This window comes from Streptococcus sp. HMSC076C09, assembly GCF_001837905.1.
Lineage (GTDB): Bacteria > Bacillota > Bacilli > Lactobacillales > Streptococcaceae > Streptococcus > Streptococcus parasanguinis_I.
The window spans coordinates 158560-183730 of sequence record NZ_KV834651.1 but is presented as its reverse complement, the minus strand read 5'-3'; the positions used below and the strand labels follow the sequence as shown (position 1 = coordinate 183730).

General features: G+C 41.7%; 30 protein-coding genes. 27 read left to right on the top strand and 3 right to left on the bottom strand.

Annotation, left to right across the window (positions count from 1 at the left end; all coding sequences use genetic code 11):
- Positions 1-52 precede the first annotated feature (52 nt).
- From HMPREF2704_RS09760 to HMPREF2704_RS09680, 16 genes are all read left to right on the top strand, one after another.
- Complete coding sequence (locus HMPREF2704_RS09760; RefSeq protein WP_070846491.1) at positions 53-763, top strand: ABC transporter ATP-binding protein; 711 nt, start codon at positions 53-55, stop codon at positions 761-763.
- A gap of 1 nt (position 764) precedes the next feature.
- A complete protein-coding gene (locus HMPREF2704_RS09755; RefSeq protein ID WP_070846489.1) occupies positions 765-1598 on the top strand; it encodes a hypothetical protein in 834 nt (277 codons plus the stop codon).
- Positions 1558-2247: a hypothetical protein gene (locus HMPREF2704_RS09750; RefSeq protein WP_070846487.1), complete on the top strand. Its 690-nt coding sequence runs from the start codon at positions 1558-1560 to the stop codon at positions 2245-2247. Before HMPREF2704_RS09755 ends, HMPREF2704_RS09750 begins: the two co-directional genes overlap by 41 nt.
- A 253-nt stretch (positions 2248-2500) precedes the next feature.
- Positions 2501-4489: an excinuclease ABC subunit UvrB gene (gene uvrB / locus HMPREF2704_RS09745; RefSeq protein ID WP_070846485.1), complete on the top strand. Its 1989-nt coding sequence runs from the start codon at positions 2501-2503 to the stop codon at positions 4487-4489.
- A gap of 14 nt (positions 4490-4503) precedes the next feature.
- Positions 4504-5001, top strand: coding sequence for a GNAT family N-acetyltransferase (locus tag HMPREF2704_RS09740; RefSeq protein ID WP_070675545.1), 498 nt, complete (start codon positions 4504-4506; stop codon positions 4999-5001).
- Positions 5002-5094: 93 nt separating this feature from the next.
- Positions 5095-5718, top strand: coding sequence for an NAD(P)H-dependent oxidoreductase (locus HMPREF2704_RS09735; protein ID WP_070675542.1), 624 nt, complete (start codon positions 5095-5097; stop codon positions 5716-5718).
- 499 nt (positions 5719-6217) lie between these two features.
- On the top strand, positions 6218-6664 hold the full coding sequence (locus HMPREF2704_RS09725; RefSeq protein ID WP_070846482.1) for a hypothetical protein: 447 nt from the start codon (positions 6218-6220) through the stop codon (positions 6662-6664).
- An 11-nt stretch (positions 6665-6675) separates the two neighbouring features.
- Entirely contained in the window at positions 6676-7143 is a 468-nt protein-coding gene (locus tag HMPREF2704_RS09720; RefSeq protein WP_045759513.1) for an 8-oxo-dGTP diphosphatase, read from the top strand.
- A gap of 122 nt (positions 7144-7265) precedes the next feature.
- Positions 7266-7670 carry a PaaI family thioesterase gene (locus HMPREF2704_RS09715; protein WP_003016342.1) on the top strand — a complete coding sequence of 135 codons (405 nt, stop codon included), beginning with the start codon at positions 7266-7268 and terminating at the stop codon, positions 7668-7670.
- A complete protein-coding gene (locus tag HMPREF2704_RS09710) occupies positions 7645-8397 on the top strand; it encodes an HAD family hydrolase (RefSeq protein ID WP_045759512.1) in 753 nt (250 codons plus the stop codon). The genes HMPREF2704_RS09715 and HMPREF2704_RS09710 overlap by 26 nt, the downstream gene beginning before the upstream one ends.
- A gap of 128 nt (positions 8398-8525) precedes the next feature.
- The gene (locus tag HMPREF2704_RS09705) at positions 8526-8861 is read left to right on the top strand and encodes a zinc ribbon domain-containing protein YjdM (protein WP_003016288.1); all 336 of its coding nucleotides are present in this window, start codon (positions 8526-8528) and stop codon (positions 8859-8861) included.
- 44 nt (positions 8862-8905) lie between these two features.
- Entirely contained in the window at positions 8906-9541 is a 636-nt protein-coding gene (locus HMPREF2704_RS09700; RefSeq protein ID WP_045759511.1) for a Pr6Pr family membrane protein, read from the top strand.
- A 262-nt stretch (positions 9542-9803) separates the two neighbouring features.
- A complete protein-coding gene (gene pyrR / locus HMPREF2704_RS09695; RefSeq protein ID WP_003001719.1) occupies positions 9804-10322 on the top strand; it encodes a bifunctional pyr operon transcriptional regulator/uracil phosphoribosyltransferase PyrR in 519 nt (172 codons plus the stop codon).
- A 46-nt stretch (positions 10323-10368) separates the two neighbouring features.
- Entirely contained in the window at positions 10369-11292 is a 924-nt protein-coding gene (locus HMPREF2704_RS09690) for an aspartate carbamoyltransferase catalytic subunit (protein ID WP_003007497.1), read from the top strand.
- A 125-nt stretch (positions 11293-11417) separates the two neighbouring features.
- Positions 11418-12509 carry a carbamoyl phosphate synthase small subunit gene (locus HMPREF2704_RS09685; RefSeq protein WP_024055662.1) on the top strand — a complete coding sequence of 364 codons (1092 nt, stop codon included), beginning with the start codon at positions 11418-11420 and terminating at the stop codon, positions 12507-12509.
- Positions 12506-14245, top strand: coding sequence for an ATP-binding protein (locus tag HMPREF2704_RS09680; RefSeq protein ID WP_070846480.1), 1740 nt, complete (start codon positions 12506-12508; stop codon positions 14243-14245). Before HMPREF2704_RS09685 ends, HMPREF2704_RS09680 begins: the two co-directional genes overlap by 4 nt.
- 250 nt (positions 14246-14495) lie before the next feature.
- On the opposite strand, the gene pepT is transcribed toward HMPREF2704_RS09680, so the two are convergent.
- The 3 genes from pepT to HMPREF2704_RS09665 are packed head-to-tail and all read right to left on the bottom strand — an operon-like array spanning position 14496 to position 17292.
- Complete coding sequence (pepT, locus tag HMPREF2704_RS09675; RefSeq protein WP_070466036.1) at positions 14496-15716, bottom strand: peptidase T; 1221 nt, start codon at positions 15714-15716, stop codon at positions 14496-14498.
- Between the two features lie 2 nt (positions 15717-15718).
- Complete coding sequence (locus HMPREF2704_RS09670; protein WP_070846478.1) at positions 15719-16540, bottom strand: Cof-type HAD-IIB family hydrolase; 822 nt, start codon at positions 16538-16540, stop codon at positions 15719-15721.
- Positions 16537-17292, bottom strand: a complete 756-nt coding sequence (locus tag HMPREF2704_RS09665; protein WP_049486142.1) for a LexA family transcriptional regulator — start codon at positions 17290-17292, stop codon at positions 16537-16539. The genes HMPREF2704_RS09670 and HMPREF2704_RS09665 overlap by 4 nt, the downstream gene beginning before the upstream one ends.
- A gap of 195 nt (positions 17293-17487) precedes the next feature.
- Here HMPREF2704_RS09665 and HMPREF2704_RS09660 point away from each other — a divergent pair, with 195 nt between their 5' ends.
- From HMPREF2704_RS09660 to trmD, 11 genes are all read left to right on the top strand, one after another.
- Positions 17488-17925: a GNAT family N-acetyltransferase gene (locus tag HMPREF2704_RS09660; protein WP_070466032.1), complete on the top strand. Its 438-nt coding sequence runs from the start codon at positions 17488-17490 to the stop codon at positions 17923-17925.
- A gap of 66 nt (positions 17926-17991) precedes the next feature.
- Entirely contained in the window at positions 17992-19818 is a 1827-nt protein-coding gene (gene lepA, locus HMPREF2704_RS09655; protein ID WP_070466030.1) for a translation elongation factor 4, read from the top strand.
- 308 nt (positions 19819-20126) lie between these two features.
- Positions 20127-20771: a hypothetical protein gene (locus HMPREF2704_RS09650; protein WP_070466028.1), complete on the top strand. Its 645-nt coding sequence runs from the start codon at positions 20127-20129 to the stop codon at positions 20769-20771.
- A gap of 113 nt (positions 20772-20884) precedes the next feature.
- Positions 20885-21529, top strand: coding sequence for a hypothetical protein (locus tag HMPREF2704_RS09645; protein ID WP_070466026.1), 645 nt, complete (start codon positions 20885-20887; stop codon positions 21527-21529).
- A gap of 84 nt (positions 21530-21613) precedes the next feature.
- Positions 21614-22108: a YkgJ family cysteine cluster protein gene (locus tag HMPREF2704_RS09640; protein WP_003001664.1), complete on the top strand. Its 495-nt coding sequence runs from the start codon at positions 21614-21616 to the stop codon at positions 22106-22108.
- Positions 22108-22797 carry a pyrimidine 5'-nucleotidase PynA gene (locus HMPREF2704_RS09635; protein WP_070466023.1) on the top strand — a complete coding sequence of 230 codons (690 nt, stop codon included), beginning with the start codon at positions 22108-22110 and terminating at the stop codon, positions 22795-22797. The genes HMPREF2704_RS09640 and HMPREF2704_RS09635 overlap by 1 nt, the downstream gene beginning before the upstream one ends.
- A 123-nt stretch (positions 22798-22920) precedes the next feature.
- The gene (gene rpsP / locus HMPREF2704_RS09630) at positions 22921-23193 is read left to right on the top strand and encodes a 30S ribosomal protein S16 (protein WP_006596292.1); all 273 of its coding nucleotides are present in this window, start codon (positions 22921-22923) and stop codon (positions 23191-23193) included.
- A 19-nt stretch (positions 23194-23212) separates the two neighbouring features.
- Positions 23213-23452: an RNA-binding protein KphA gene (gene kphA, locus HMPREF2704_RS09625; RefSeq protein WP_003001620.1), complete on the top strand. Its 240-nt coding sequence runs from the start codon at positions 23213-23215 to the stop codon at positions 23450-23452.
- 42 nt (positions 23453-23494) lie between these two features.
- Positions 23495-23827, top strand: coding sequence for a MazG nucleotide pyrophosphohydrolase domain-containing protein (locus tag HMPREF2704_RS09620; protein ID WP_049522796.1), 333 nt, complete (start codon positions 23495-23497; stop codon positions 23825-23827).
- A 53-nt stretch (positions 23828-23880) separates the two neighbouring features.
- Complete coding sequence (rimM, locus tag HMPREF2704_RS09615) at positions 23881-24399, top strand: ribosome maturation factor RimM (RefSeq protein ID WP_049522797.1); 519 nt, start codon at positions 23881-23883, stop codon at positions 24397-24399.
- Complete coding sequence (trmD, locus tag HMPREF2704_RS09610; RefSeq protein ID WP_070846476.1) at positions 24389-25105, top strand: tRNA (guanosine(37)-N1)-methyltransferase TrmD; 717 nt, start codon at positions 24389-24391, stop codon at positions 25103-25105. The genes rimM and trmD overlap by 11 nt, the downstream gene beginning before the upstream one ends.
- Positions 25106-25171 lie beyond the last annotated feature (66 nt).

The following is a 25171-nucleotide window of genomic DNA, read 5'->3' as shown; positions in this document are numbered from 1 at the left end:
TGCTCCAAGTGAAGGTGGAATTTCACTAAAAGTTAGAAAGGAAAAAGAATGAATGATAACAATTCAAAAGCTACATAAGGAATATAATAATAAAATTGTCCTTCAAAACGTGTCTTTCAAAGCCAAAAAAGGTGAGATTACTGGATTGATTGGACCGAATGGATCTGGAAAATCAACTTTAATTAGAATTTTGCTTGGTTTAGAAAATAGTCAAATAGGAATGGCGTTGATCGATGGGAAAAAATACTCTCAATTGGGAGATAATCCTTTTTGTATTGTTGGATCATTCTTAGATAGTTGTCAACCTTATCCAACTAGAACAGGATTTCAGCATCTTCGGTGGATTGGCTTGGCTTGTGGCGTTGACAAAAATAGGTGCAACGAATGTTTAGAGTTGGTGGGGTTAAGTGAAGCTAAAAATAAAAAAGTAAAAGACTATTCATTAGGAATGAAGCAACGTCTTGGGTTAGCAACAGCCTTATTAGCAAATCCTGACATCTTAATTTTAGATGAACCAATCAATGGACTAGATCCAGAAGGAATACGCTGGGTACGCAATTTTTTGCAGTCTTTTGTCAATGAAGGTAAGACTGTCTTAATGACAAGTCATTATATGAGTGAGTTAGAATTAACTGTAGATCATTTGGTTGGTATTTCTAATGGGAAAATTGTTATTGATGCTCCTACAAAAGATATTTTGAAACAGTTTGGATCTTTTGAGGAAGCATATTTTAAGGCGCTCGAAGGGAAAGAAGGTGAATAATATGTTGAAGCGTTCCTTTTTTAGTGACCTTTATAAATATTGTAGTTTACCTACTTTTAAATTTACTTTTTTTCTTATTTTGGGAGTCAGCATATTTTTTTCAATTCAAAATATCCAGGTGATAAATGCTTTAGTGGAAGGAAATGGCCAAGCAGTTAACCTTGATCCGTCTATGTTATCATCGAATCCAGTCTATACAGTCAGGGATGCCCTCTTATCTTCACCCTACCAAGCAAGTGTTATTTTCTTACCAATCTTGGTTTCACTTGTTTATTCAACTCATTACCAATTTGGTGATGATAATTTTACTCAGTTATTGATTCCTAACTGGAAAGTTCGTCTTACTGGTTTTATTACAAGTTCGATTGTCTTATCGTTACTTGCTACTTTAGTATTTTCTATAGTAAATGCTGTTATTTTACTCATTTTTCTAGATTCAACTTTAAAGAATTATTTAGAATTGACATTGTTCTTAGATGTCACGGTAAGAGTTATGATATTTGCAATCGTTCTTACTTTATTAGCTTTACTTTTCGTAATAGTAACGAAAAAATCAATGACTTCATTAATTGCAGATGTTTTATTATTGGTAATCACTTTATCAGGTGTTCTAAGAGGACTTTCTTCTAACATAGAGAATCTATTGCCTTTGATTGGAGCAAAGTCATTTGCTTTTGGCCGAATTGAAGGGACTCAAACGAGCCAATTGTATGGATTTACACTTTTAGTAGTAGAAGGGAACTTGTTCTTGGTGTTCATAATGGTTGTAGAAAAGATTCGAATGGGGAGGAAGAATGGCAAAAGTATTTTTCAGTCTTATCGTCAAAAAATATAGTTTAAAACCCGTGAAGTACCAGATAACCATACAGTCATTTTTGATAGGTTTTGTGTGTCTCTTAAGTATTTTACCAGTTGCAATCAATGATACTGTTGTACAATTATCTATAAAGCAAGCTCTTGTTTTTGCATCAATACTCTCAGTTAGTATTGGGTGTGTTAATGCATTTGTTGAGTTACAATCACACGAAACAAAACTAGTTTATTTGGTAAGTGGAAAAAGGATCTTAAGTTCAATTCGGATCCTGTTCGTAGAATTATGTGATGTAGTACTACAATCAACCTTGTATTTCATTGTACTGCTTGTATGGTTTCATTTTTTTAGTAGCGAAAATGGTGTCAGTTTAGAACTTTTCAGTTTCTATTTGATTGGCTCCATCCAATATTTTTTAATTTCTTACTTCTTAAGTTATTTTTTCAAAAGTCCAATGGGGAGTTTAGCTATTTTGCTGCTATTTCCTATTTTGGTACAACCATTCATAGAAAGAGTAGTGGAACCATTGACTAGTTATCTATTTTATAATATTGTTGCGGATACCATTTTAGGTAGTGCTTCCAATTTGCAACTCTGTATTTACGTTGTTGGATTTGTATGTTCACTTGGGGCAACTCTCTACCTCTTGGTAAGGAATCAAGAAGTTAAGTAGTAAATAAAAATGATACTGATGAGCAAACCTTGCTAATTTTGTATATCATGGACACTGATGTTTATTACGTATTGCATTGTTTTAGAATAAAAGACAAGACTTTCGAAGTAATTGCGAGAGTCTTGTTTAGTTTTCGCTCTAATGTGTGTCCAATTAATTATTTTGTAATATGTTGTTTTCCCTTTCATTCCTCATCTCAGAGAATTCTAGTGATTTATGGTAAAATAAGGTCTATATATGTGAGGTCAAAGAGATGATTAATCGAGTAACTGAAAACAAATTTAAACTAGTATCGAAATACCAACCGTCTGGGGACCAACCGCAGGCCATTGAGCAGCTGGTGGATAACATCGAGGGTGGTGAGAAGGCGCAAATCCTGATGGGAGCGACTGGTACGGGGAAGACCTATACCATGAGCCAGGTCATTGCCCAAGTTAATAAACCGACCCTGGTTATCGCCCACAATAAAACCCTAGCAGGCCAACTTTATGGGGAGTTCAAGGAATTTTTCCCTGAAAATGCGGTTGAGTACTTCGTATCTTACTACGATTACTACCAGCCAGAAGCCTATGTGCCATCTAGTGACACCTACATCGAAAAGGACAGCTCTGTCAATGATGAAATTGATAAACTACGTCACTCCGCAACATCAGCTTTGTTGGAGCGTAACGATGTCATTGTAGTCGCATCTGTTTCTTGTATCTATGGTTTGGGTTCGCCTAAGGAATATGCCGATAGCGTAGTCAGCCTGCGTCCAGGTCTGGAGATTTCTCGTGATAAACTTCTCAATGACTTGGTAGACATTCAGTTTGAGCGCAATGACATCGACTTTCAACGGGGAAAATTCCGTGTTCGTGGGGATGTGGTCGAGATTTTCCCAGCTTCGCGTGATGAGCATGCCTTTCGAGTCGAGTTTTTCGGGGATGAGATTGAGCGGATTCGTGAGGTTGAAGCTTTGACGGGCCAAGTTCTAGGAGATGTGGACCACTTAGCCATTTTCCCAGCCACTCACTTCGTGACCAATGACGACCATATGGAAGTGGCCATTGCCAAGATTCAGGCGGAACTGGAAGAACAGTTGAAGGTCTTTGAAAAAGAAGGCAAGTTGCTAGAAGCTCAACGTCTAAAACAACGGACCGAGTATGATATTGAAATGCTGCGGGAGATGGGCTACACCAATGGGGTCGAAAACTACTCTCGTCACATGGATGGTCGGAGTGAAGGAGAGCCTCCTTACACCCTCCTTGACTTCTTCCCAGAAGATTTTCTCATCATGATCGATGAAAGCCACATGACCATGGGACAGATCAAGGGCATGTACAATGGTGACCGCTCGCGCAAGGAGATGCTGGTCAACTATGGTTTCCGTTTGCCGTCGGCCTTAGATAACCGTCCACTTCGCCGTGAGGAGTTTGAAAGCCATGTCCACCAGATTGTCTATGTGTCAGCGACACCAGGTGACTATGAGATGGAACAAACCGATACCATCATCGAGCAGATCATTCGTCCGACAGGTCTACTCGATCCTGAGGTGGAAGTGCGTCCGACCATGGGACAAATGGACGACCTCTTAGGTGAGATCAATGCGCGTGTAGAACGTGGAGAGCGGACCTTTGTTACCACCCTGACCAAGAAGATGGCAGAAGACTTGACCGACTACTTCAAGGAAATGGGGGTCAAGGTCAAATACATGCACTCGGACATTAAGACCTTGGAGCGGACGGAGATTATCCGTGATTTGCGTTTGGGCGTTTTTGATGTCTTGGTCGGTATCAACCTTCTTCGGGAAGGGATTGACGTACCGGAAGTGAGTCTAGTTGCCATTCTCGACGCGGATAAGGAAGGTTTCCTCCGTAACGAACGGGGGCTGATCCAGACCATTGGTCGTGCTGCTCGTAATAGCGAGGGTCACGTGATCATGTATGCGGACACCATGACCCAGTCTATGCAAAAAGCCATCGATGAAACAGCCCGTCGTCGGAAAATCCAGATGGCTTATAATGAAGAGCATGGTATTGTACCACAAACCATCAAGAAGGAAATCCGTGACCTGATCTCTGTTACCAAGGCGGTGGCCAAGGAAGAGGACAAGGAAGTGGATATCACTAGTCTCAACCGCCAAGAGCGCAAGGAACTGGTCAAGAAACTGCAAGGCCAAATGCAAGAAGCCGTCGAAGTGCTTGATTTCGAGCTTGCAGCGCAAATCCGCGATATGATGTTGGAAGTGAAGGCCTTGGATTAGAAAGGATAAAGCGAATGAAGATTATCATTAAAGCAATGGAAACTCCTGAAGAGATAGAAGGAAAATCTCTCGTTCATTGGCAAACGTGGAGAGAGGCTTATGACGATCTTTTACCCGCGGATTTTCAGGAGACGATGACATTAGAAAAATGTCGATTCTTTAGTCAAAAATATCCAGAAAATACCTTGATTGCGATGGATGGAAAGAAGGTCGTTGGATTTATCAGCTATGGAAATTACCGTGATGAGACCATTCAAGCTGGTGAAATCATTGCCTTATATGTTTTAAAAGATTACTATGGAAAAGGTGTGAGTAAACAGTTAATGCATGCTGCATTTGTTGCTCTTGATCCATTCTCTGAAATTTATTTATGGGTATTGAAAGATAATAAGCGAGCCATTGCTTTCTATCAAAAAATGGGTTTTACTTTTGATGGCCAAGAACAAATACTTAAACTTGGAAAACCTGTTAAGGAATTGCGGATGATGTGTTCTTCAAATAAAAATTCCTAAAGGACGTATCTATCAATCTTTGAACCATTATCAATTAATCAAGTAAAAATATAAAAGAGATAGAATGAACCAAAGAGATGAAGGAGAAGACGAATGAAAATTTTAGTCATCAATGGGCATCCCGATAAGGAAAGTTACTGTCAGGCTATTTTCCAAACCATTGTCGAAAATATTGACTCAGGTCGCCATGAACTTGAAGTCATTAACCTTAATGAAGAGGACTTTGATCCGGTTCTTCGCTATGGCTATCGAAAGCGGATGGAGGAAGATCCTTTTATTCTTCGTTCCCAAGAATTAATCCAGTGGGCAGATCACCTGATCTTTGTTTATCCCATCTGGTGGAGTAGTATGCCGAGCCTTATGAAAGGCTGGATCGACCGGGTCTTTACACCGGGGATTGCTTACTCGGCCAATGATCAGGGAAGTTTTATCTGGAATTACCTCAGAGGCAAGCAATTCAAGAAGTTGCTTAAAGGCAAAACGGCCAGTATTTATGCGACCTCCATGGCCCCCACTTGGTGGTATAAGATCTTTTCAGGCCCTCTCAACATTCCAGATAGTTATGGCATCTCTGTTTTGAAAAATGCCGTCTTGAACCACTGTGGGATTAAAACCAAGCGTGTCAGCATTTTGGGAGAAGTCGGCCGGGATGTGAATACCGCTAGCATGCGGGAACAGCATCTCCAAAAGGTAGCAGCAGAAGTGAAGAAACTTTGACCCTGTTCTTGTCTTTGTTGGACATTTCTAGACAAGCGGTTGTATTCTTAATGGATGTTGGATAAAATAGAATTAAAATCCATGGGAAATAGGGTAAATAAATATGTTTCTGTTTATGTATATGATCTATGTCATCTATTTCATTTCAAAACTGAAAAAAGAAGATAAAAGGGTCTCTCTTTTTACGAAGATTGTTGTTTATGGTTTATTGGTTTTATCATTGATTAAGATCTATTTCGGCTTAGTGGCATTTATATTTTCCCCTTTACCACTAATTGGTTCAATAGTTTCTTTTGCTCTTGGCGGTATGAGATTGGTTCTTAAAATAGTTATAGCACTTAGCTTACTTTTATTATCGCTAAGTCTATTCTTAGACAGCAAAAAAAGTGATCCGGATACGCCCCTTATAGAACATTGGCTCCGGTTAGGTTATCATATTCTGTTGATGTTACTTTAGGAGATCCAGTTTAAACCAATTAGTAAGAAAGGGAGATCAAACATGAAAGAGTATCTGAACCTGTTTCGGATCTTGTATCTTATTCTTTTACTTTTAGTTTTTGCGAACTTTTTATTAGGCTACAATGGTTACGCCTTTACTCCGCTCCTCTGGAATCCTTGGTTGTATCTAGGAGCTGTGACAGTTTTTTGTCATATCTGGTATCGCTTTTATCGAACTCACACAGTCAATTGGAAGAATGTAGTGGGGCTACTTTTTAGTTTCTTTGCTAGCTTGATCTTAGTATTATTCATTGTGTTTTTCTTTAGTTTTGATGGTCATGGTTCGGTAACGATTCACTCGGAATATTATTTAAAAGAGAAGTCAATTGTCTTTCAGAGAGGCTCTCTTTTGGATGCCTATGATGAATACCATGAGCTGGTAAATCCCTTTGTGATGAAAAAAGAGATAAAGAAAAAAGTTTATATTGATTCATTGTCAACATATTAGAAAGGAAATTTATGTCACGCGAAACATCTACCATTCTAACAAATCTATGTCTGATCGAAGACTGTTCAACGAATAAAGTAGTCCTCCAATACCGCTCACCTGAAAAGACTCACTGGGCTGGCCATGCTTTTCCAGGTGGCCATATCGAAGAAGGAGAAAGCCTTGTAGAATCCGTCATTCGTGAAGTCTACGAAGAGACAGGACTGACAATTGCAGATCCAAAACTGGTCGCAGTCAAAGACTGGGAGCCAGATGAGGGAGGCCGCTATATTGTCTTTTGCTACAAAGCGACAGAATTTACAGGCCAGCTCAGATCATCTGAAGAAGGAGAAGTTTCTTGGGTTGAGAAGGACCAATTAGAAAAGTTGGACTTGTCCTACGACATGCTTCCTCTGCTGGAAGTGATGGAAGACCCGGATTTGTCCGAGTACTATTATCGCAAACGGACAGACGACGACTGGGAAAAATTAAGATTTTAAACAAAGGGCTAGAGGTATCTAGTTCTTTTTAGCTCTAAGGAATTGCCCCTTTGCTTGTATCTGCTTCTTAATTGTAGTATGATAGAGGAGTTGAAAAGATGCTAGAAAAGGTGGCAAGTAATATGAAAGATTTTCACTTTGATGCAATTGCTGCATTTGAAAATTACGAAATCGAAAAGATGAGAGATGGCCATGTGGTGGTGACAACCAAGGTCGTGGAATCATCGCTCAATTATTATGGAAATGCGCATGGAGGCTATCTCTTTACCCTGTGTGACCAAGTCAGTGGTTTGGTCGTGGTTTCTCAAGGTGTCGATGGGGTGACCTTGCAATCCTCGATCAATTACTTGAAAGCAGGACGTCTGGGTGATGTCCTTACGATACATGGCGAATGTGTCCACAGTGGACGGACGACTCGAGTTGTGGATGTCGATATTACCAATCAAGACGGGGCCAATGTCTGCAAGGCAACCTTTACGATGTTTGTTACGGGAGTGAGAGATGAATCCGCACAAGTACGCATTTAAAAACTATATTTTTGATTTTTATGGAACCTTGGTCGACATCGAAACGGATGAGTCGAGCCCCATTTTATGGGATACCATGGCTCAGATCTACCAATCCTACGGGGCAAGCTACACAGGAGAAGGTCTGCGCCTGCGTTATAGAGAGTTGGTGCAACAAGCCGAAGAAGACTTGTCTAAGGAAAAACACGTTGCCTATCCAGAGATTGATCTGACGGTCATCTTTGTGCAATTGTATTTAGAAGGTCATCCAAGTGGGGATAGTGTTGCCCACCTCAAAGAGTGGGGACGTTTGATTGCGAGGACTTTCCGTGTCCTTTCTCGCAAGCGGTTGGAGCTCTATCCTCACACGAAAGAAGTGTTAGAGGATATGAAAGCTGCAGGTTGCCGAATCTTTCTTTTATCCAATGCCCAAGCAGATTTTACCAATCCGGAGATTGATTTGGTTGGTTTGAGAGAGCTTTTCCATGCCATTTACTTGTCGTCTGACGCAGGTATTCGCAAACCTCAGCCAGAGTTCCTCTTGGAAGTGATGAAAGAACACCAGTTGAACCCTGAGAAAACGGTCATGGTGGGGAATGACTTTACGACAGATGTCGCTGTTGCCCAAAGTATCGGGATGGAGAGCATCTTGATCAATACCTTCCCATACTCTGATGCTGAACTGCGCGAGAAGAATCAAGCAGGTGTGCGCGTGATTCGAGATATTCAAGAATTGCAGGAAGATTGAGAAATATGATCTATGTAGGGAGGCCAAGTCGCCTCCTTTTTTCTTGAAAATGCTACAGTCGAGCAGGATTTGTCAAATTTTCGCTTTCATGGTATACTATGAAAGTTAATTTGAATAAGGAGATAAAAATGAATAACTTACCAAACTGTCCAAAATGTAACTCTGAATACGTCTATGAAGATGGAGCGCTCTTGGTGTGCCCAGAGTGTGCGTATGAATGGAACCCAGCTGAGGTCGAAGAAGAAGAGGGTGTCGTAGCGATTGACGCCAACGGAAACAAATTGGCTGATGGCGATACAGTGACTTTGATCAAAGATTTGAAAGTTAAGGGTGCACCGAAAGATTTGAAACAAGGGACGCGCGTGAAAAACATCCGTATCGTTGAAGGAGACCACAACATCGATTGTAAGATTGATGGCTTTGGTGCAATGAAACTAAAATCAGAATTTGTGAAGAAAATCTAAAGAAAAGAAGGAGGGCCTTGCCTCTTTTCTTTCAGGAGAATACTATGAAATTCAAATTATTATTTAGCTATCGTTTTCTATTGTTTATCTTAAGTGTTATTGGCGTTTATCTGCAACTCACCAAGCATGGTGGCTTTGGCATGATGCTCTATTACACCATTTTATCCAACATGTTAGTCATGTTCTTTATGGGAGACATGGTTTGGCGCATGGTTCGAGGTCGTTCGACCCAGACTCAGGGTTACCTTCGTATGAAAGGCGCAGTTACCATGTCCATTATGATTACCTGTGTCATCTACCACTTTATGTTGGCGCCTCTTGCGACACCAGAGAAGTTTTATCGTTTGGAAAACTTCCTCTGTCATTACATCGTTCCTTTGATGTTCTTCTTTGATACCCTAGTGATTGATAAAGCCAAGCAATACCGTAAGCTCGATCCTTTCTTTTGGACCTTGATTCCACTGGCTTACATGCTCTTTGCTCTTCTCAATGGGTTGGTCTTGAAGTGGCCAATTCCAGGTGCAAAAGATAGTCCCTTTGCCTATTTCTTTATCAATGTGAATAAATACGGCTGGGCCTTTGTTGGAAAATGGGTGGTGATCATCTTTATCGCTTACCTCTTGGCTGGCTATGTGCTCTATGGGATTAAAAATATCAAGCGGAAATCGGCTGTTTCTTAGTAAAAACCGAACATTATTCGGATGAAAAGTCATGTTTTTAAATTTTTTTGAAAAATGTTGAGTTTTTTCTTGCATGTCGTTTGAAACTGTGATATAGTTATTTCAATTAAATAAATCCTTTAATCCTGTCCCGTGAGGCAGGCAAGGAGACTGTGAAAAACAATGGCTAGGACCATAGAGCGAGACTCTATCCTCTTAGACCATTCATTTGCTGAACCTCCTTGAAAAAGGAGGTTTTTCTTTTACAACTAAGGAGGACTGAATGAAAACCAAAGAAGTCGTTGATGATTTGACGATGAAACGGGCCATTACCCGCATCACCTACGAAATCATTGAACGAAACAAAGATTTGAGCCAGATTGTGCTGGTGGGGATCAAGACGCGTGGCGTTTACATCGCTCGCCGGATCCAAGAACGCCTCTCTCAGCTGGAACAAATCGATGTCCCTGTAGCAGAACTAGATACCAAGCCTTTCCGAGATGACATGAAGGCGACAGAAGATACAACGGTCTTACCAGTTGATATCGCTCATAGAGAAGTCATTTTGATCGATGATGTCCTCTATACAGGTCGCACAATACGCGCTGCCATTGACAATCTGGTCAGTCACGGTCGTCCTGCTCGAGTGAGTCTGGCGGTTCTAGTCGACCGTGGGCATCGGGAGTTGCCGATTCGTCCGGACTTTGTTGGGAAAAATATCCCGACAAGTAAGTCAGAGGAAATCATTGTCGAGATGGTGGAGCTAGACGGTCAAGACCGCGTCCTCATCAAAGAAGCTTAAACAAATTGTAAACTATTTGCATTCACATTATAAAAGGAGAATCAACATGTCTGAAAATCAAATCGCTCTTAAAAACCTTGTCTCAATGGAAACTCTTACCAATGAAGAAGTAATGGCATTGATCAAACGTGGGATTGAGTTCAAAAACGGAGCTAAAGCATCCTACGAAGACCAACACATCATCTCAAACCTTTTCTTTGAACCTTCAACTCGTACCCACAAAGCCTTTGAAGTGGCAGAGTTGAAATTGGGATGTGATCTCCTTGACTTTGATGTGAAGACAAGCTCTGTGAACAAAGGGGAAACACTTTACGACACAATCTTAACCATGTCAGCTCTTGGAGTAGATGTCTGCGTCATCCGTCACCCTGAAGTGGACTACTACAAAGAATTGGTTGAAAGCCCAACGATCACAGCCTCTATCGTCAATGGTGGGGATGGTTCAGGTCAACACCCAAGCCAAAGTTTGCTTGATTTGATGACTATCTACCAAGAATTCGGTCACTTTGATGGCTTGAAAGTTTGTATTGCTGGGGACTTGGATCACTCACGTGTGGCAAAATCAAATATGCAAATCTTGAAACGTTTGGGAGCAACCCTCTACTTTGCAGGTCCAGACGAATGGAGAAGTGCGGAATTTGAAGACTATGGAACCTTCGTCACTATCGATGAAGTCATTGAAGAAGTAGATGTGATGATGTTCTTGCGTGTGCAACACGAACGTCATGATTACGAATCACTCTTCTCTAAAGAAAACTACCACCGTCTTCATGGTTTGACACAAGAACGTTATGACCGTATGAAAGATACAGCAATCTTGATGCACCCAGCACCAGTCAACCGTGACGTTGAAATTGCGGACCACTTGGTAGAAGCTCCTAAATCACGCATCGTAGAACAAATGACCAACGGTGTCTTTGTCCGTATGGCCATCATTGAAGCCGTCCTTAAAGGTCGCGGTGCAAAATAAGATAACTGACAATTCATTGAAAGGAAAGAAAGAGGACAGAGTAGACAGCTACATGGAATCTGACTTTCCTTTTTTTGAGGAACTATGATAAAATTGGATTAGTGTAAAAAGAAGGGAGGGGTTCGATGAAACGATTATTGGTCCTAGAGGATGGGACTGTATTTGAAGGAGAAGCCTTTGGTGCAGACTTATATGTGACTGGTGAATTGGTCTTTACGACAGCCATGACAGGCTATCAAGAATTGATCACGGATCAGGCTTTTAGTGGCCAGATCCTCTCCTTTACCTTTCCAGTTATTGGCGCAACAGGGATCAATCGAGATGATTCTGAATCGATTACGCCCACTTGTTTAGCAGTAGTCGTTCAGCATCTAGTGGAGATGCCGAGCAATTGGCGGCAGCAGATGACCTTGGATGAATTCTTGAAGCGAAAAAAAATCCCTGGTATTGTAGGGATTGATACGAGACAGGTGGCAAAAATTGTCCGCAAGTATGGACGGATGAAGGCGACTGTCATTAACAAGGGGGATTCGATCGAGCATATCTTGGATCAGTTGCGAGCAACGGTCCTTCCCAAAGACCAAGTGCGTCAAGTTTCTACAAAAACGGCCTATGCTGTACCAGGTTTTGGAAAGAGTATTGCCTTGATTGATCTAGGGGTCAAGCACTCTGTCTTACGCCAGCTGAGTCAAAGGGACTGTAATGTGACAGTTTATCCCTATGATATCTCTTATGATGAACTGATGGAACAGCAGCCCGATGGCGTTATTTTATCCAGTGGGCCTGGCGATCCCCATCAGGTGAAAAAACTCTGCCGCTTGATCAAAAAGCTCAATGGTCAGATTCCAATCTGGGGTATGGGCTTGGGAGCACAGGTATTGGCTCAAGCTTACGGGGCTGAGCTAGCTCCCATGGAAGTTGGGCATTTCGGTTTAAATATTCCCGTCCGTGAAATTGCGACAGGGAAAATCGAGATAACGAGTCAAAATCACTTGTATAGTATCGCACGCGATAGCCTACCCCATGATTTATTGGTCACGCATGAAAACGTCAATGACCATAGTATCGAAGCTTTTCGCCATCGTTACCAACCGATTTTAGGGGTTCAATTCCAAGTGGATGCGAGTCCAGGGCCAAGGGAAAATCTCTATTTTTACGATGAATTTTTAGAATTGATTGATGCCAAAATTCACGAAAGTAGAAGGGAGAAGGAATGATGAAAGAAAACCAGAAATTGCTTCTCCTATGTGGAGATTCTTATCAGGATATTAGCCTCTTGGCTGCGGTAAAGGAAGCACAAAAACTTAATGCCAAGGATGGGAATGCTCTGGTCCTTTATCTGGGCGAAGAAAATACTATCACCCAAGAAGCTGGAAAACAGGTTGTAGTCAGTAAGCTTAAGCTGGATGCTCTTAGGACGATTCTTCTTTCTTATACTCGATCTCGCTTGCTCCTAACCTTTGCGGATAAACAGATTTTGAACCTCTTGTTTCGATTGGAAGAAACTGGATTTTTCAAAGACGCATCGATTAGAATTATCGGACCGAGCCTTCAACGCTACCGCACCTTTTATCAGCAGGCGGATCAACGACGCCTCTTTCAAGAGTTGGGCTACCAGGTACCCGCTTCCGCACTGGTTGGTTCTGTTCGAGAAGCCATTGAGTTTTCTGAAGGCATTCAATTTCCCATTATGATCTGGCCGGTAGCGAGTAAGCAAGGGCAGGGGCGAAAGATTGCTCATAATCTAGATGACTTGTGCGAAGCAGTAGAAACGGGACTTTCGGTCTCTCCAAGTCAGCAGTGTTTGCTAGAGTTTTCGACCTATGGCTTTAAGGAATTGGATTTTGTAGTCATGCGCGATCGCGAAGACAATCACTATCTGGCGGCCTCTATTGAAAGCATTGATCCTGTCGGGATCCACTCTAGTGACTCTTATCAATTTATGCCAGCGGTCACCCTGACAGACCGGGAGTTTCAAAATCTTCGTGAAGCAGCGATCCACATCAGTCGCTATTTGAAGCTGACAGGAGCCATTTCGATCAAGTTTGCTTTGGATCCGACGAGCTATGCTTTTTATATCCTAGAAGTTAATCCATTTGCTTCAGATAGTATCTCGATGGCCTCTATGGGCTTGGGCTATTCCTTGTTTGAGCAAGGCGTGCAGCTGCAATTGGGGCGCTCTCTCGAGCATTTGCCTCATCCCTTATTAAAGGATTTAAGGGCCGTTTACGAACCGAGTTTGGACTATATCTTCTTTAAGATCCCGATTTTTTCTGATGTTGCTAAAAATGCCCGCCTCAATACCCAAATTCACTCTTATGGGGCAGTTTATGGATTTGGAAAGAGAATCGATGAAGCTTATCAACAAGCCCTAGAAACCATTAAAGACAAGAACTTGCTGACCATCCTTCCTGAGGAAATGAGCGATGATGAATTAATCCAGAAAATTGCTCGTCATATGCCCCACCGGCTCTTCTATATCTTAGAAGCTTTGAAACGTGGTTTTGAGTTTGAGGAACTCTTGGATTTAAGTAAATTAGCACCGATTTATTTGCAGGTTCTAGCCAACCTTGTAGAAATGGAAAAAGTAGTAGAAGCTGAAATCAAACCAGCCTTTCTTCCAGTTGAACCATCAGCTGGTTTATATGAGGTCAAAGAGGGAGCAGCCTATTATCTGACCCAAAATGGAACCAATGAATCGTTAGGTTTGGACGCTGCTTGTGTCTTGGTGGATGATCTAGAAATCGGTGATGAGCGTTTTTACCAAAAGGTAAGAAAGCAAGTGAAAGAGCTGAAAGAAAAAGGACAACAGGTGATCTTACTCACGAATCGTCCTTTTACAGAATCTTTGGCAGATAAAGTCTATTATCTTCCTATTAATGAGACAAGCCTTCACCTGATTCAGACCATTGATCAGGTCAAAGATATTGTCAAGCTTTCTAATCTACAATAAAGGATCCGGACAATCAATCCGAATCCTTAGATTGAAAATAAAATTATATTTTAAAACTTTCCTTAGGTGAGTACGGACGTCAGCGAACTTCGAAGAAGTTCCATGACTTAGTTTTGAGCCTGAGGTCTCAAAACTCCCGAGTGCTAGAAACAAGTGTGTTTCTAGCACTTTTCTCACAGCGGAAAGTTTCGGTACATTCTCAATGATATTTAAAGGATTTGGATGTATAATCCGAATCCTTTTTTGTTTCTTATTTTTTGGTCACAATACCGATAATGGTATCAACTGCGCGTTCCATGGTTTGGAGACTTACGTATTCAAAGCGACCATGCATGTTTTCGCCACCGGCAAAGATATTAGGTGTTGGAATCCCCATAAAGGAAATTTTAGAGCCATCTGTACCACCGCGGATCGGTTCAATGATTGGAGTGATTCCAAGATCTTCCATGACTTCCTTAGCAAGGGTGATTGGTGTCATATCTTTTTCAATCACTTGCTTCATGTTGTAATACTGATCTTTGAGGGTGAGGAGAACGCGTTCGCTACCGAGCTCCGCATTCATCTGATCGGCAATAGATTTCATAAGGTCTTTGCGTTTCTCAAAGCTTTCTGTTTCAAAGTCCCGAATGATATAGCTAGCACTTGCTTCCTCGACAGTTCCATCGATGTTCATCAAGTGGTAGAAGCCTTCATAGCCTTCGGTTAATTCTGGACGTGCTCCTTCAGGGAGTTTGTTATGGAAATCAATGGCCAATTGAAGAGCGTTGATCATTTGACCTTTGGCTGTACCTGGGTGGACATTGCGTCCTTTGAAGGTGATTTCAGCCCCAGCTGCTGAGAAGGTTTCGTATTGAAGCTCTCCGAGAGGACCACCATCAACAGTATAGGCAAAGTCTACATCAAAATCCTCTGCATCAAATTGATCTGCACCGACTCCGATTTCTTCATCTGGACCAAAGCCGACACGGATTTCTCCATGTTTGATTTCAGGATGAGCTGTCAGGTATTCAATAGCTGTCATGATTTCAGCGATACCTGACTTATCGTCTGCACCCAGAAGAGTAGTACCATCCGTTGTGATCAAGGTTTGTCCCTTGTAGTTGTTCAAATGAGCAAAATCAGCTGGATCGAGTGTGAAACCAGAGTCACCAAGGGTAATGACACCGCCATCATAATTCTCAACAATTTGTGGATTGACATTTTCGGCATTGAAGTCAGCGGTATCCATGTGAGAGATAAATCCAATCTTGCGAGTAAAGCTTGGATCGTTAGCTGGAAGTGTTCCAATAGCATAGCCGTTTGGCAAATAGTAGACGTTTTGAAGACCCACGCGTTTCATTTCAGGGATCAAGACGTTTGTTGCAAAATCAACTTGTGATTGGGTACTTGGAGTGGTTGTAGAATTTTCGTCTGAACGTGTGTTAACCTTTACATAGGTAATAAAACGGTCCAACAAATTTTGGTATTTCATGATCATTCTCCTTTTTCAGTTTCAATTAATTTGTGAATAGCATGGGCCACGCCATCCTCATCATTGGTCAGGGTGATGAAATCTGCGATTTCCTTGACAGCAGCATTGCCATTTCCCATAGCGACGCTGTAACCAGCAAAACGTAGCATTTCAAGGTCATTGTTTGCATCTCCAAGAGCCATGACCTGGTCTCTCCTGTAGCCTAATGTTTGGCTTAATGCTTGAAGAGCAGAAGCTTTGCTCGCACCTTTTGGCAAGATTTCAAACAAGATATCCTGTGAACGAACAGTGTTAAACTCGGCCTCTAATGCAGCCTCGTTCTGAGCTTGGAAGGCATCAATAGCAGAAGGATCTCCTACGTACATGGCTTGAAAAATAGGAACAAGGTTGGGCAGATCCTCTTCAGAGACAAGTGTCGGTTTAGAATTAACAATGCCCGCATCCATCGTGACAAGTTCACTGGCTTCAGGTGCGACCACTAGGTAGTGATCTATGTCAAATAAGGTTAGCTGGACATCTGTATCTTCCGTCAAAACTTGCAACCGGTGCATGTCCTCAAGGCTCAATTCTTCCTTGCCAATGATTTCCCAAGTCTTAGTAGACAAGGTTGTACACCCGTTATTGATAATCATATAGTAGTTGCCATCAGGGAGTCCAATCTCTTCAAAGATAGGACGGACACCCGCTAAGGGACGCCCCGTACAGATCACAATGTCATAGCCGGCTTCATGGGCCCGGTGAAGAGCTTCAATATTGCCTTTAGATAGAGTCTTATCCTCATGCAAAAGAGTTCCGTCCAAGTCAATCGCGATTAATTGAATCATTTGATTTCCTCCAAATCAAGAGGAACAAAGCCATCAATCACTTTTCCAATCACCCCAGGTTCCTCATCTAGTGGAATGATTTGATCACTATATTTCTTATTAAGGGAAACCAGTCGAATACCGTTGGCCTCACGAAAGACACGTTTGATCAACGTTTGTCCATCAAAATCAATGGCATAAATAGCCCCTGCTTGATCATAATAGGTTTGCTTGATTAACACAACGGCCCCTTTTTCGTATTTAGGCTCGAGGGAATCCGTATGAATCCAAAAAGCCAAATCGTAAGGAATCTTTTGATCAAACCACACGATATCAGCTTGCTTCTGATTTTGGTATGCTGCAAAAGAATCATAGACAGAATAAGAGTGGTATTGCTTTTCAATCTTCTGTCTTTCTTTTTGATGGGTCAAGAGACTTTTTCCATAAGAGAGAAGATTTTCTTGATTTCCTTCATCGAGCTGTTTATATAATCGTTCAATCTCTGAATCAATGACTACAAAATCATTGCGCAATCGAGGGTCAATATCAGCAACTGCTACCTGGAAAAAGGCTGCAATCTTCTCTAAATTTTCGGGAACGGGAAGAGAAGTTCCTTTTACATATCCAGTCAGGGTACTTGCAGGGATTCCAGTAATACGAGATAATTCGATCTGCTTTTTCCCTTGTTCTTTCAGTAATTCTCTAATCTTTTCCGATATAATCCGTAATGCCTCTTTGTCTTGAGGGCTTGCTTTTCCACGACCTCTGGCCAACGTACTCACCTCCTTGTATTTACCCTTACTATTATAATGAATTAAATCGAAAAAGTAAATAGAAATCCCTGAAAAATGCGAAAAAAGATGAATTTGATCTAAATCGGATTTTCATTTTGAATTTTATCAGATATTCCTTTACTTTTTGAGGAAAATGATCTAAGATAATACCATAGGGTTCATGGAGGTGAAGGTATGATTCGTACTGTTCAAGTCAAAGATGCAGGTCAAATTAGAGATTTATGTCACCAAGCATTGGGGTATGATTCGACCCTGGAGAAAGTGGCAGCTCAGATTGATAAATTTAATTCGCCAGATTCGGATCATTTTTGCTTTGTTTATGAAGAGGACCAAACAGGCCATATTCTTGCCTATGTGGAGGCAGAAGTCTATGAAAGTCTCTATAGTGACGCTGGTCTAAATATTTTGGGTCTAGCGGTTTTTCCATCTGCTCAAGGACGTGGGATTGGTCGCCAATTGATGGAGAGAGTTGAAGAACTTGCCAAAAGCAAGCATTATGCTTTTATCCGTTTAAATTCCGCCTCTCATCGAAAAGAAGCCCATCTCTTTTACGAACGAATAGGTTATGAGGGAAATAAAACGCAGAAGCGATTTTTGAAAATAATGAATTAAGATAGGCAAAGGCCTATCTTTTTTGTTATAATGAAGAGTACGATTAAATTTACTAGGAAGATGATTATGCCAAACTTTGAAGAATTAAAAAAACGACAAGAGAAGATTCGGAACTTCTCGATCATCGCCCATATTGACCATGGAAAGTCAACCTTGGCCGATCGAATTTTAGAAAAAACCGAAACCGTGTCTAGTCGGGAAATGCAAGCCCAACTTTTAGATAGTATGGACTTGGAACGGGAACGTGGGATTACCATCAAGCTGAATGCCATCGAGTTGAACTACACGGCTAAAGATGGGGAAACCTATATCTTCCACTTGATTGACACACCAGGACACGTGGACTTTACCTATGAGGTTTCGCGGTCGCTTGCTGCCTGTGAGGGAGCCATTCTTGTGGTGGATGCCGCTCAAGGGATTGAAGCTCAGACCCTGGCCAACGTTTACTTAGCACTGGACAATGATTTGGAAATCCTTCCAGTCATTAATAAGATTGACTTGCCAGCTGCAGATCCAGAACGTGTGCGCACAGAAGTAGAAGATGTCATCGGCTTGGATGCTAGCGAGGCAGTCCTAGCCTCTGCCAAGGCTGGTATTGGGATTGAAGAGATTTTGGAGCAGATCGTTGAGAAAGTTCCAGCACCGACGGGTGATGTTGAAGCCCCTCTTCAAGCCTTGATTTTTGACTCTGTATATGATGCCTATCGTGGGGTAATCCTTCAGGTCCGAGTGGTCAATGGAATGGTTAAACCAGGCGATAAGATCCAGCTCATGAGCAATGGCAAGACCTTTGATGTCACAGAAGTTGGGATCTTTACTCCTAAAGCAGTCGGCCGTGATTTCCTTGCGACTGGAGACGTTGGCTATATTGCGGCCTCTATCAAGACCGTTGCGGATACCCGTGTCGGGGATACGGTAACCCTAGCGACCAATCCAGCAAATGAGCCACTACATGGATACAAGCAAATGAATCCAATGGTATTTGCTGGTCTTTACCCGATTGAATCCAACAAATACAATGACCTTCGTGAAGCCTTGGAAAAATTGCAATTGAATGACGCCAGTCTTCAATTTGAACCGGAAACTTCTCAGGCCCTCGGTTTTGGTTTCCGTTGTGGTTTCTTGGGTCTCCTTCATATGGACGTTATCCAGGAGCGTTTGGAGCGTGAGTTCAATATTGACTTGATTATGACGGCACCGTCTGTTATCTACAAGGTTAATTTGACAGATGGAGAAGCACTGGATGTCTCCAACCCATCTGAGTTCCCAGATCCAACCAAGATCGCTTCGATCGAAGAACCGTATGTCAAAGCCCAAATCATGGTGCCACAAGAGTTTGTTGGGGCTGTCATGGAATTAGCCCAACGCAAACGTGGGGACTTTGTGACCATGGACTACATCGATGAAAATCGGGTGAATGTCATCTATCAAATCCCACTAGCTGAAATTGTCTTTGATTTCTTTGATAAATTGAAATCCTCTACTCGTGGCTATGCGAGCTTTGACTATGAGTTGTCTGAATACCGACCTTCTAAATTGGTTAAAATGGATATCCTTCTCAATGGCGATACTGTCGATGCCCTCAGCTTTATCGTTCACAAGGACTTTGCCTATGAACGTGGTAAGTTGATCGTTGAGAAACTCAAGAAGATTATCCCTCGTCAACAGTTTGAAGTGCCTATCCAAGCGGCGATCGGTCATAAGATCGTGGCCCGTACAGATATCAAGGCCCTTCGTAAGAACGTCTTGGCTAAGTGTTATGGTGGGGACGTCTCACGGAAACGTAAGCTTCTTGAAAAACAAAAAGCTGGTAAGAAACGGATGAAGGCAATTGGATCTGTAGAAGTACCACAGGAAGCCTTCTTATCTGTCTTGTCAATGGATGAAGAATAACAATTAGAGAGTGGGACAGAAATCGGTAATTCGTTAGAATTCGATTTCGTCGTCCCACCTCCGCACAGTTGAGTAGGGCTGTAAAAGCTGATGAAATCAGCGTAGTAGAGCCCACTCAACCACTGCGTCTTGCTCGACAATCCAAAAATAATTGAGAGGCTAGGACTTTTGTCCCAGCCTTTTGTTTTAGGTTCAAAAGAAATAGACTGAATGAGAAAGGTTCCATCAGATGTGACACTTATCCTATTTTAAAATACCCACTTTCATGGTAGACTAGAAGAAAGAAAACGTTATCAAGGAGGTTGAGCATGAAACACAAATTATTGACCGCATCACTGACGATTCTTTCTATCTGCACACTAATGGCTTGTAGTCACACCACTCAAAAGGACACAGCAGCTTCTTCTACAAAAGAAAGTAGCAGCAAAGTCGAAAAGCAAACAAGCAGCTCTTCGTCAAAGGATACTGCTTCTACAAAGAAAACCACTTCCAGTCAAGAAACCAAGCGGATTGGAAATGCAGATTATGGATACATCGATATTCCAAGTAAATGGTTCAAGTTCACGGATATCGATGGGACAGAAGCTGTCCAGTATACGGATGGGAGCGGCTATAATATTGTCACCTTGAATAGCTTTACGCGGGAAAAGGCCAAAGTTCCTGCGGATATCGAGTTTAATGCAGAATTTCTAGCTAAGAAACTGGCCGTAATGTGGCAAGATAACCAGGATGTTGATAAGATGACGGGAGCGCGGACTAAAGTCGCAGGTCTGGACGCTTACCAGCTTCAAATTATCATGAAATCTGGTCAATACCTGATTACTTGGGTCTTCCAGAAGGGTGAAAAAGTGTATACCATTTCTTTTGAAGGGGATGCAGAAACCTTGAAAACCTTTATCCCATACATTGAAGACACTTGGAGCCTAGATGGAACAGGCGCTGTAACGGATTGATGAAGAGAGGCTAGAATCATTTCTAGTCTCTTTATGCTATAGAAATCGCACTTTCAAATCCTAGAAAATCATGGTAGACTAGAGGAAAGTAAATACATCATTGAGGAGAGAATATGAAAAATAAGTTCCTACTCGCGTCTGTTACGTTTTTGTCTGTTGTAAGCCTTTCTGCTTGTACTAGTCCAAAGAAAGCGTCTAGTAAATCATCGGTAGCATCTAGTTCCGCTAATGTGGTGAGAGAGACAACAAATTCAAGTAGTAATGTAGAGAAAAAAATTCCAGATAGTGATAAGGGGAATGTGAAAACGAAACGAATTGGATCAGCAGATTATGGCTATGTCAATATTCCAAGTGACTGGAAAAAGAATGATAGTATCCAAGTCGGAGATAATATTCAGTATACAGATAAAAACGCCTTCAATATTATTGTTTTAAATGCTGCCACTAGAGAAAAAGCAAATGTCCCTGAAGGAGTGGAATTTAATGCAGAGCTAATAGCTCAAAGATTGGAGAGTAGGTGGAATGATTATAAAATTGTTGAGAAAATGACAAAATCTACGACGACTGTTGGAGGAAATGAGTCGCTTAAAATACATATTTTTCTCAAGTCAGGCCTGCAGGTTGCTGGTTGGGTATTCCAAAAAGATGATAAGGTTTATTTGATTGTTGTTGAAGGATTTGAGAAAACAATAACTCAATTTACTCCTTATGTCGAAAACACTTGGAGCCTAGATGGAACAGGTGCTGTAACCGATTAATTAAGTGAGATAGATCGCAAGATCTATCTTTTTTCACAGTCTTTGTGGTATAATGCTTCTATTGTTTAGAAGAGGAAATAGAGGATGACACAGGAAATTGATATTGAAAAATACCATCAGTTAGCTCTCCAAAAGCAAAAGGAGCACCGCAAGGTATTGGCGAATCTCAAGAAGAAGCCACCTAAGAATTTAGATAAAATAGCGCAAGAAATCCACGATGAAGTTTTCCAAGAAATCGATTGTACGGCTTGTGCTAATTGCTGCAAAACCTTAGGGCCCGATTTTAAGGAAGCGGATATCACGCGGATCGCCAAATATTTCAAGATGAAGCTTCCTGCCTTTGAGGCAGAATTTCTTCAAGTTGACGAAGATGGGGACAAGGTTTTTAAATCCATGCCTTGCCCCTTTCTTGGTGGGGACAATCTCTGTTCCATTTATGATGTACGCCCAAAAGCTTGTCGGGAATTCCCTCACACCGATCGCAAGAAGATCTATCAGATCAACCATCTGACCATCAAAAATACGCTCACTTGCCCAGCTGCTTATTTATTTGTAGAAAAATTGAAAGATCGTTTGTAATGGCATATAAATTTTTACTTTTTGATTTGGACCATACCTTGTTGGACTTTGAATCTGCTGAAGAAACAGCCTTGACGCAGATGTTAGAAGACATGAATTTTTCAGATGTAGAGGCCTTTAAAGATTACTACAAACCTATGAACCAAGGGCTCTGGAAGGATTTAGAACAAAAGAAGCTCACCAAACAAGAACTCGTGGATAGTCGGTTTGCGATTGGGTTTGCCCACTTTGGGATCACGGTTGATGGGGCCGAGATGGCTCTTCGCTACCAAGATTACATCAGTCTTCAAGGGAAGTCATTCCCAGGGGCGGAGGACTTACTGGCACGACTTGAAAAAGCAGGTTACCAGCTCTATGGTGCAACGAACGGAGTGACTGCCATTCAAGAAGGACGCTTAGCTCATTCTTCCATCGCGCCTTATTTTAAAGAGGTCTTTATCTCTGAACAGCTTCATACTCAGAAACCAGAACCTGCATTTTTTGACAAAGTAGGCCAACTGATTCCAGATTTTAGCAAGGAAGAGACCCTCATGATCGGTGATTCTTTGACAGCTGATATCGCAGGAGGGAATGCTGCGGGGATTGCTACCGTTTGGTATAATCCAGATCACAAGGAAAATACCAGCCAAGTAGTGCCAACTTATGAAGTTAGCACCTATCAAGAAATCGTCGATTTACTGATAAAATAAAAAATTTTAAATACTGTCAAGTTTTTTTCTTGACAGGTCTATGAAATGTGTTATAATAGATCATGTGCTAAATAGCTTGTCTATTTCACCGAAAATTAAAATATAGAAAAGAGACTTATAAAAATGGCAGTTAAAATTCGTTTGACTCGTATGGGTTCTAAGAAAAAACCTTACTACCGTATCAACGTAGCAGATTCACGTTCACCACGTGATGGTCGTTTCATCGAAACAGTTGGAACTTACAATCCACTTGTTGAAGAAAACCAAGTAACTTTGAAAGAAGACCGCGTTCTTGCATGGTTGGCTGATGGAGCTCAACCTTCAGATACAGTTCGTAACATCCTTTCAAAAGAAGGTGTTTTGAAGAAATTCCACGATTCTAAATTCTCAAAATAATCATAAAGTAGGTTGATGTATGGATACGATTGAAAATCTTATTATTGCAATTGTGAAACCCTTGATTTCACAACCGGATGCCTTAACCATCAAGATCGAAGATACTCCGGAATTCTTGGAGTACCACCTTGACCTTGATCCTAGCGATGTTGGTCGTGTAATCGGTCGAAAAGGTCGCACCATTTCTGCGATAAGAACGATTGTCTACTCTGTCCCAACTGAAGATAAAAAAGTAAGAATCGTTATTGACGAAAAATAAAAAGGCGGGACTTGGTCCCGTTTTTTGTTGGAAGGAGAAAGAATGAAAGAAGTGACCATTGGCCAGTTACAAGCCTATTTACAAGAACATTACCAGAATACCCGGACGGAAGAAGGTTTGTTTATCAAGCTGGTTGAAGAGGTTGGCGAAGTAGCCGAGGTGTTAAATGGACGTTCTGGACGGAAAGCGGGTGTCCAAGATTCAAATGAGGAATTGGCTAAAGAACTAGCTGATATGATTCACTACACGGTCGCTATCGCGGCCATTAATGAAATCGACCTTACTAAAACTATCTTTGAAAAAGATAAAACAGCAGCCGTAAAATACCAGCACGAGCGGGATTTGGAGCAGTTTCTAGCAGATAAGTCCATTTGAGAAAATCTCTTGAACGTGATAAAATAGAGTGAATAAACTACACTGGAGAAATCATGAATTACTTTAATGTTGGGAAAATTGTCAATACCCAAGGCTTACAAGGGGAGATGCGGGTCTTGTCTGTGACAGACTTTGCGGAAGAGCGCTTTAAAAAAGGAGCGGAGTTGGCTCTCTTCGATGAGAAGGATCAGTTTGTCCAAACAGTGACCATTGCCAGTCACCGTAAGCACAAGAACTTTGATATCATCAAGTTTAAGGATATGTACCATATCAATGCCATCGAAAAGTTCAAGGGTTTTAGTCTCAAGGTTTCCGAGGAAGACTTGACGGATTTGGAGGAGGGTGAATTTTACTACCACGAGATTATTGGCCTTGATGTTTATGAAAATGACCAGCTCATCGGTCAGATCAAGGAGATCCTTCAACCAGGTGCCAATGATGTCTGGGTGGTCAAACGCAAAGGTAAACGAGACCTTCTCTTGCCTTATATCCCACCAGTGGTCCTCCATATTGATATTCCAGGAAACCGAGTGGATGTAGATATCTTGGAAGGGTTAGACGATGAAGATTGATATTTTAACCCTCTTTCCAGAGATGTTTTCACCCCTGGAGCACTCCATCGTCGGAAAGGCTCGTGAAAAAGGTCTATTAGAGATCAACTACCATAATTTCCGCGAAAATGCAGAGAAGGCGCGGCATGTGGATGATGAACCCTATGGTGGCGGGCAAGGCATGCTTTTGCGAGCTCAGCCGATTTTTGATGCCTTTGATGCCATTGAGAAGAAGAATCCGCGCGTGATCCTGCTGGATCCTGCTGGTCGGACCTTTGACCAAGCCTACGCAGAAGAGTTGGCTCAGGAAGATGAATTGATCTTTATCTGCGGTCACTATGAGGGCTACGATGAGCGGATCAAGACCTTGGTAACGGATGAGATTTCACTGGGGGATTATGTCCTGACGGGTGGGGAACTTGCTGCCATGACCATGATTGATGCGACAGTCCGCTTGATTCCAGAAGTGATCGGCAAAGAGTCTAGCCACCAGGATGATAGTTTCTCTTCTGGACTTCTAGAATACCCTCAATACACACGGCCTTATGAATACAGAGGAATGACAGTTCCAGATGTTCTCATGAGTGGGCACCATGAAAATATCCGTCAATGGCGCCTTTATCAGAGTTTGAAAAAGACCTTGGAGCGTCGCCCTGACCTGCTAGAAAACTACGAATTGACAGCAGAAGAAGTGAAGATGTTGGAACAAATTAAACAAGAAGACTAACAGCGTCAGCTGTTTCAGATTGAAGACAAAGTCATATTAAAAACTTTCCTTAGGTGAGTACGGACG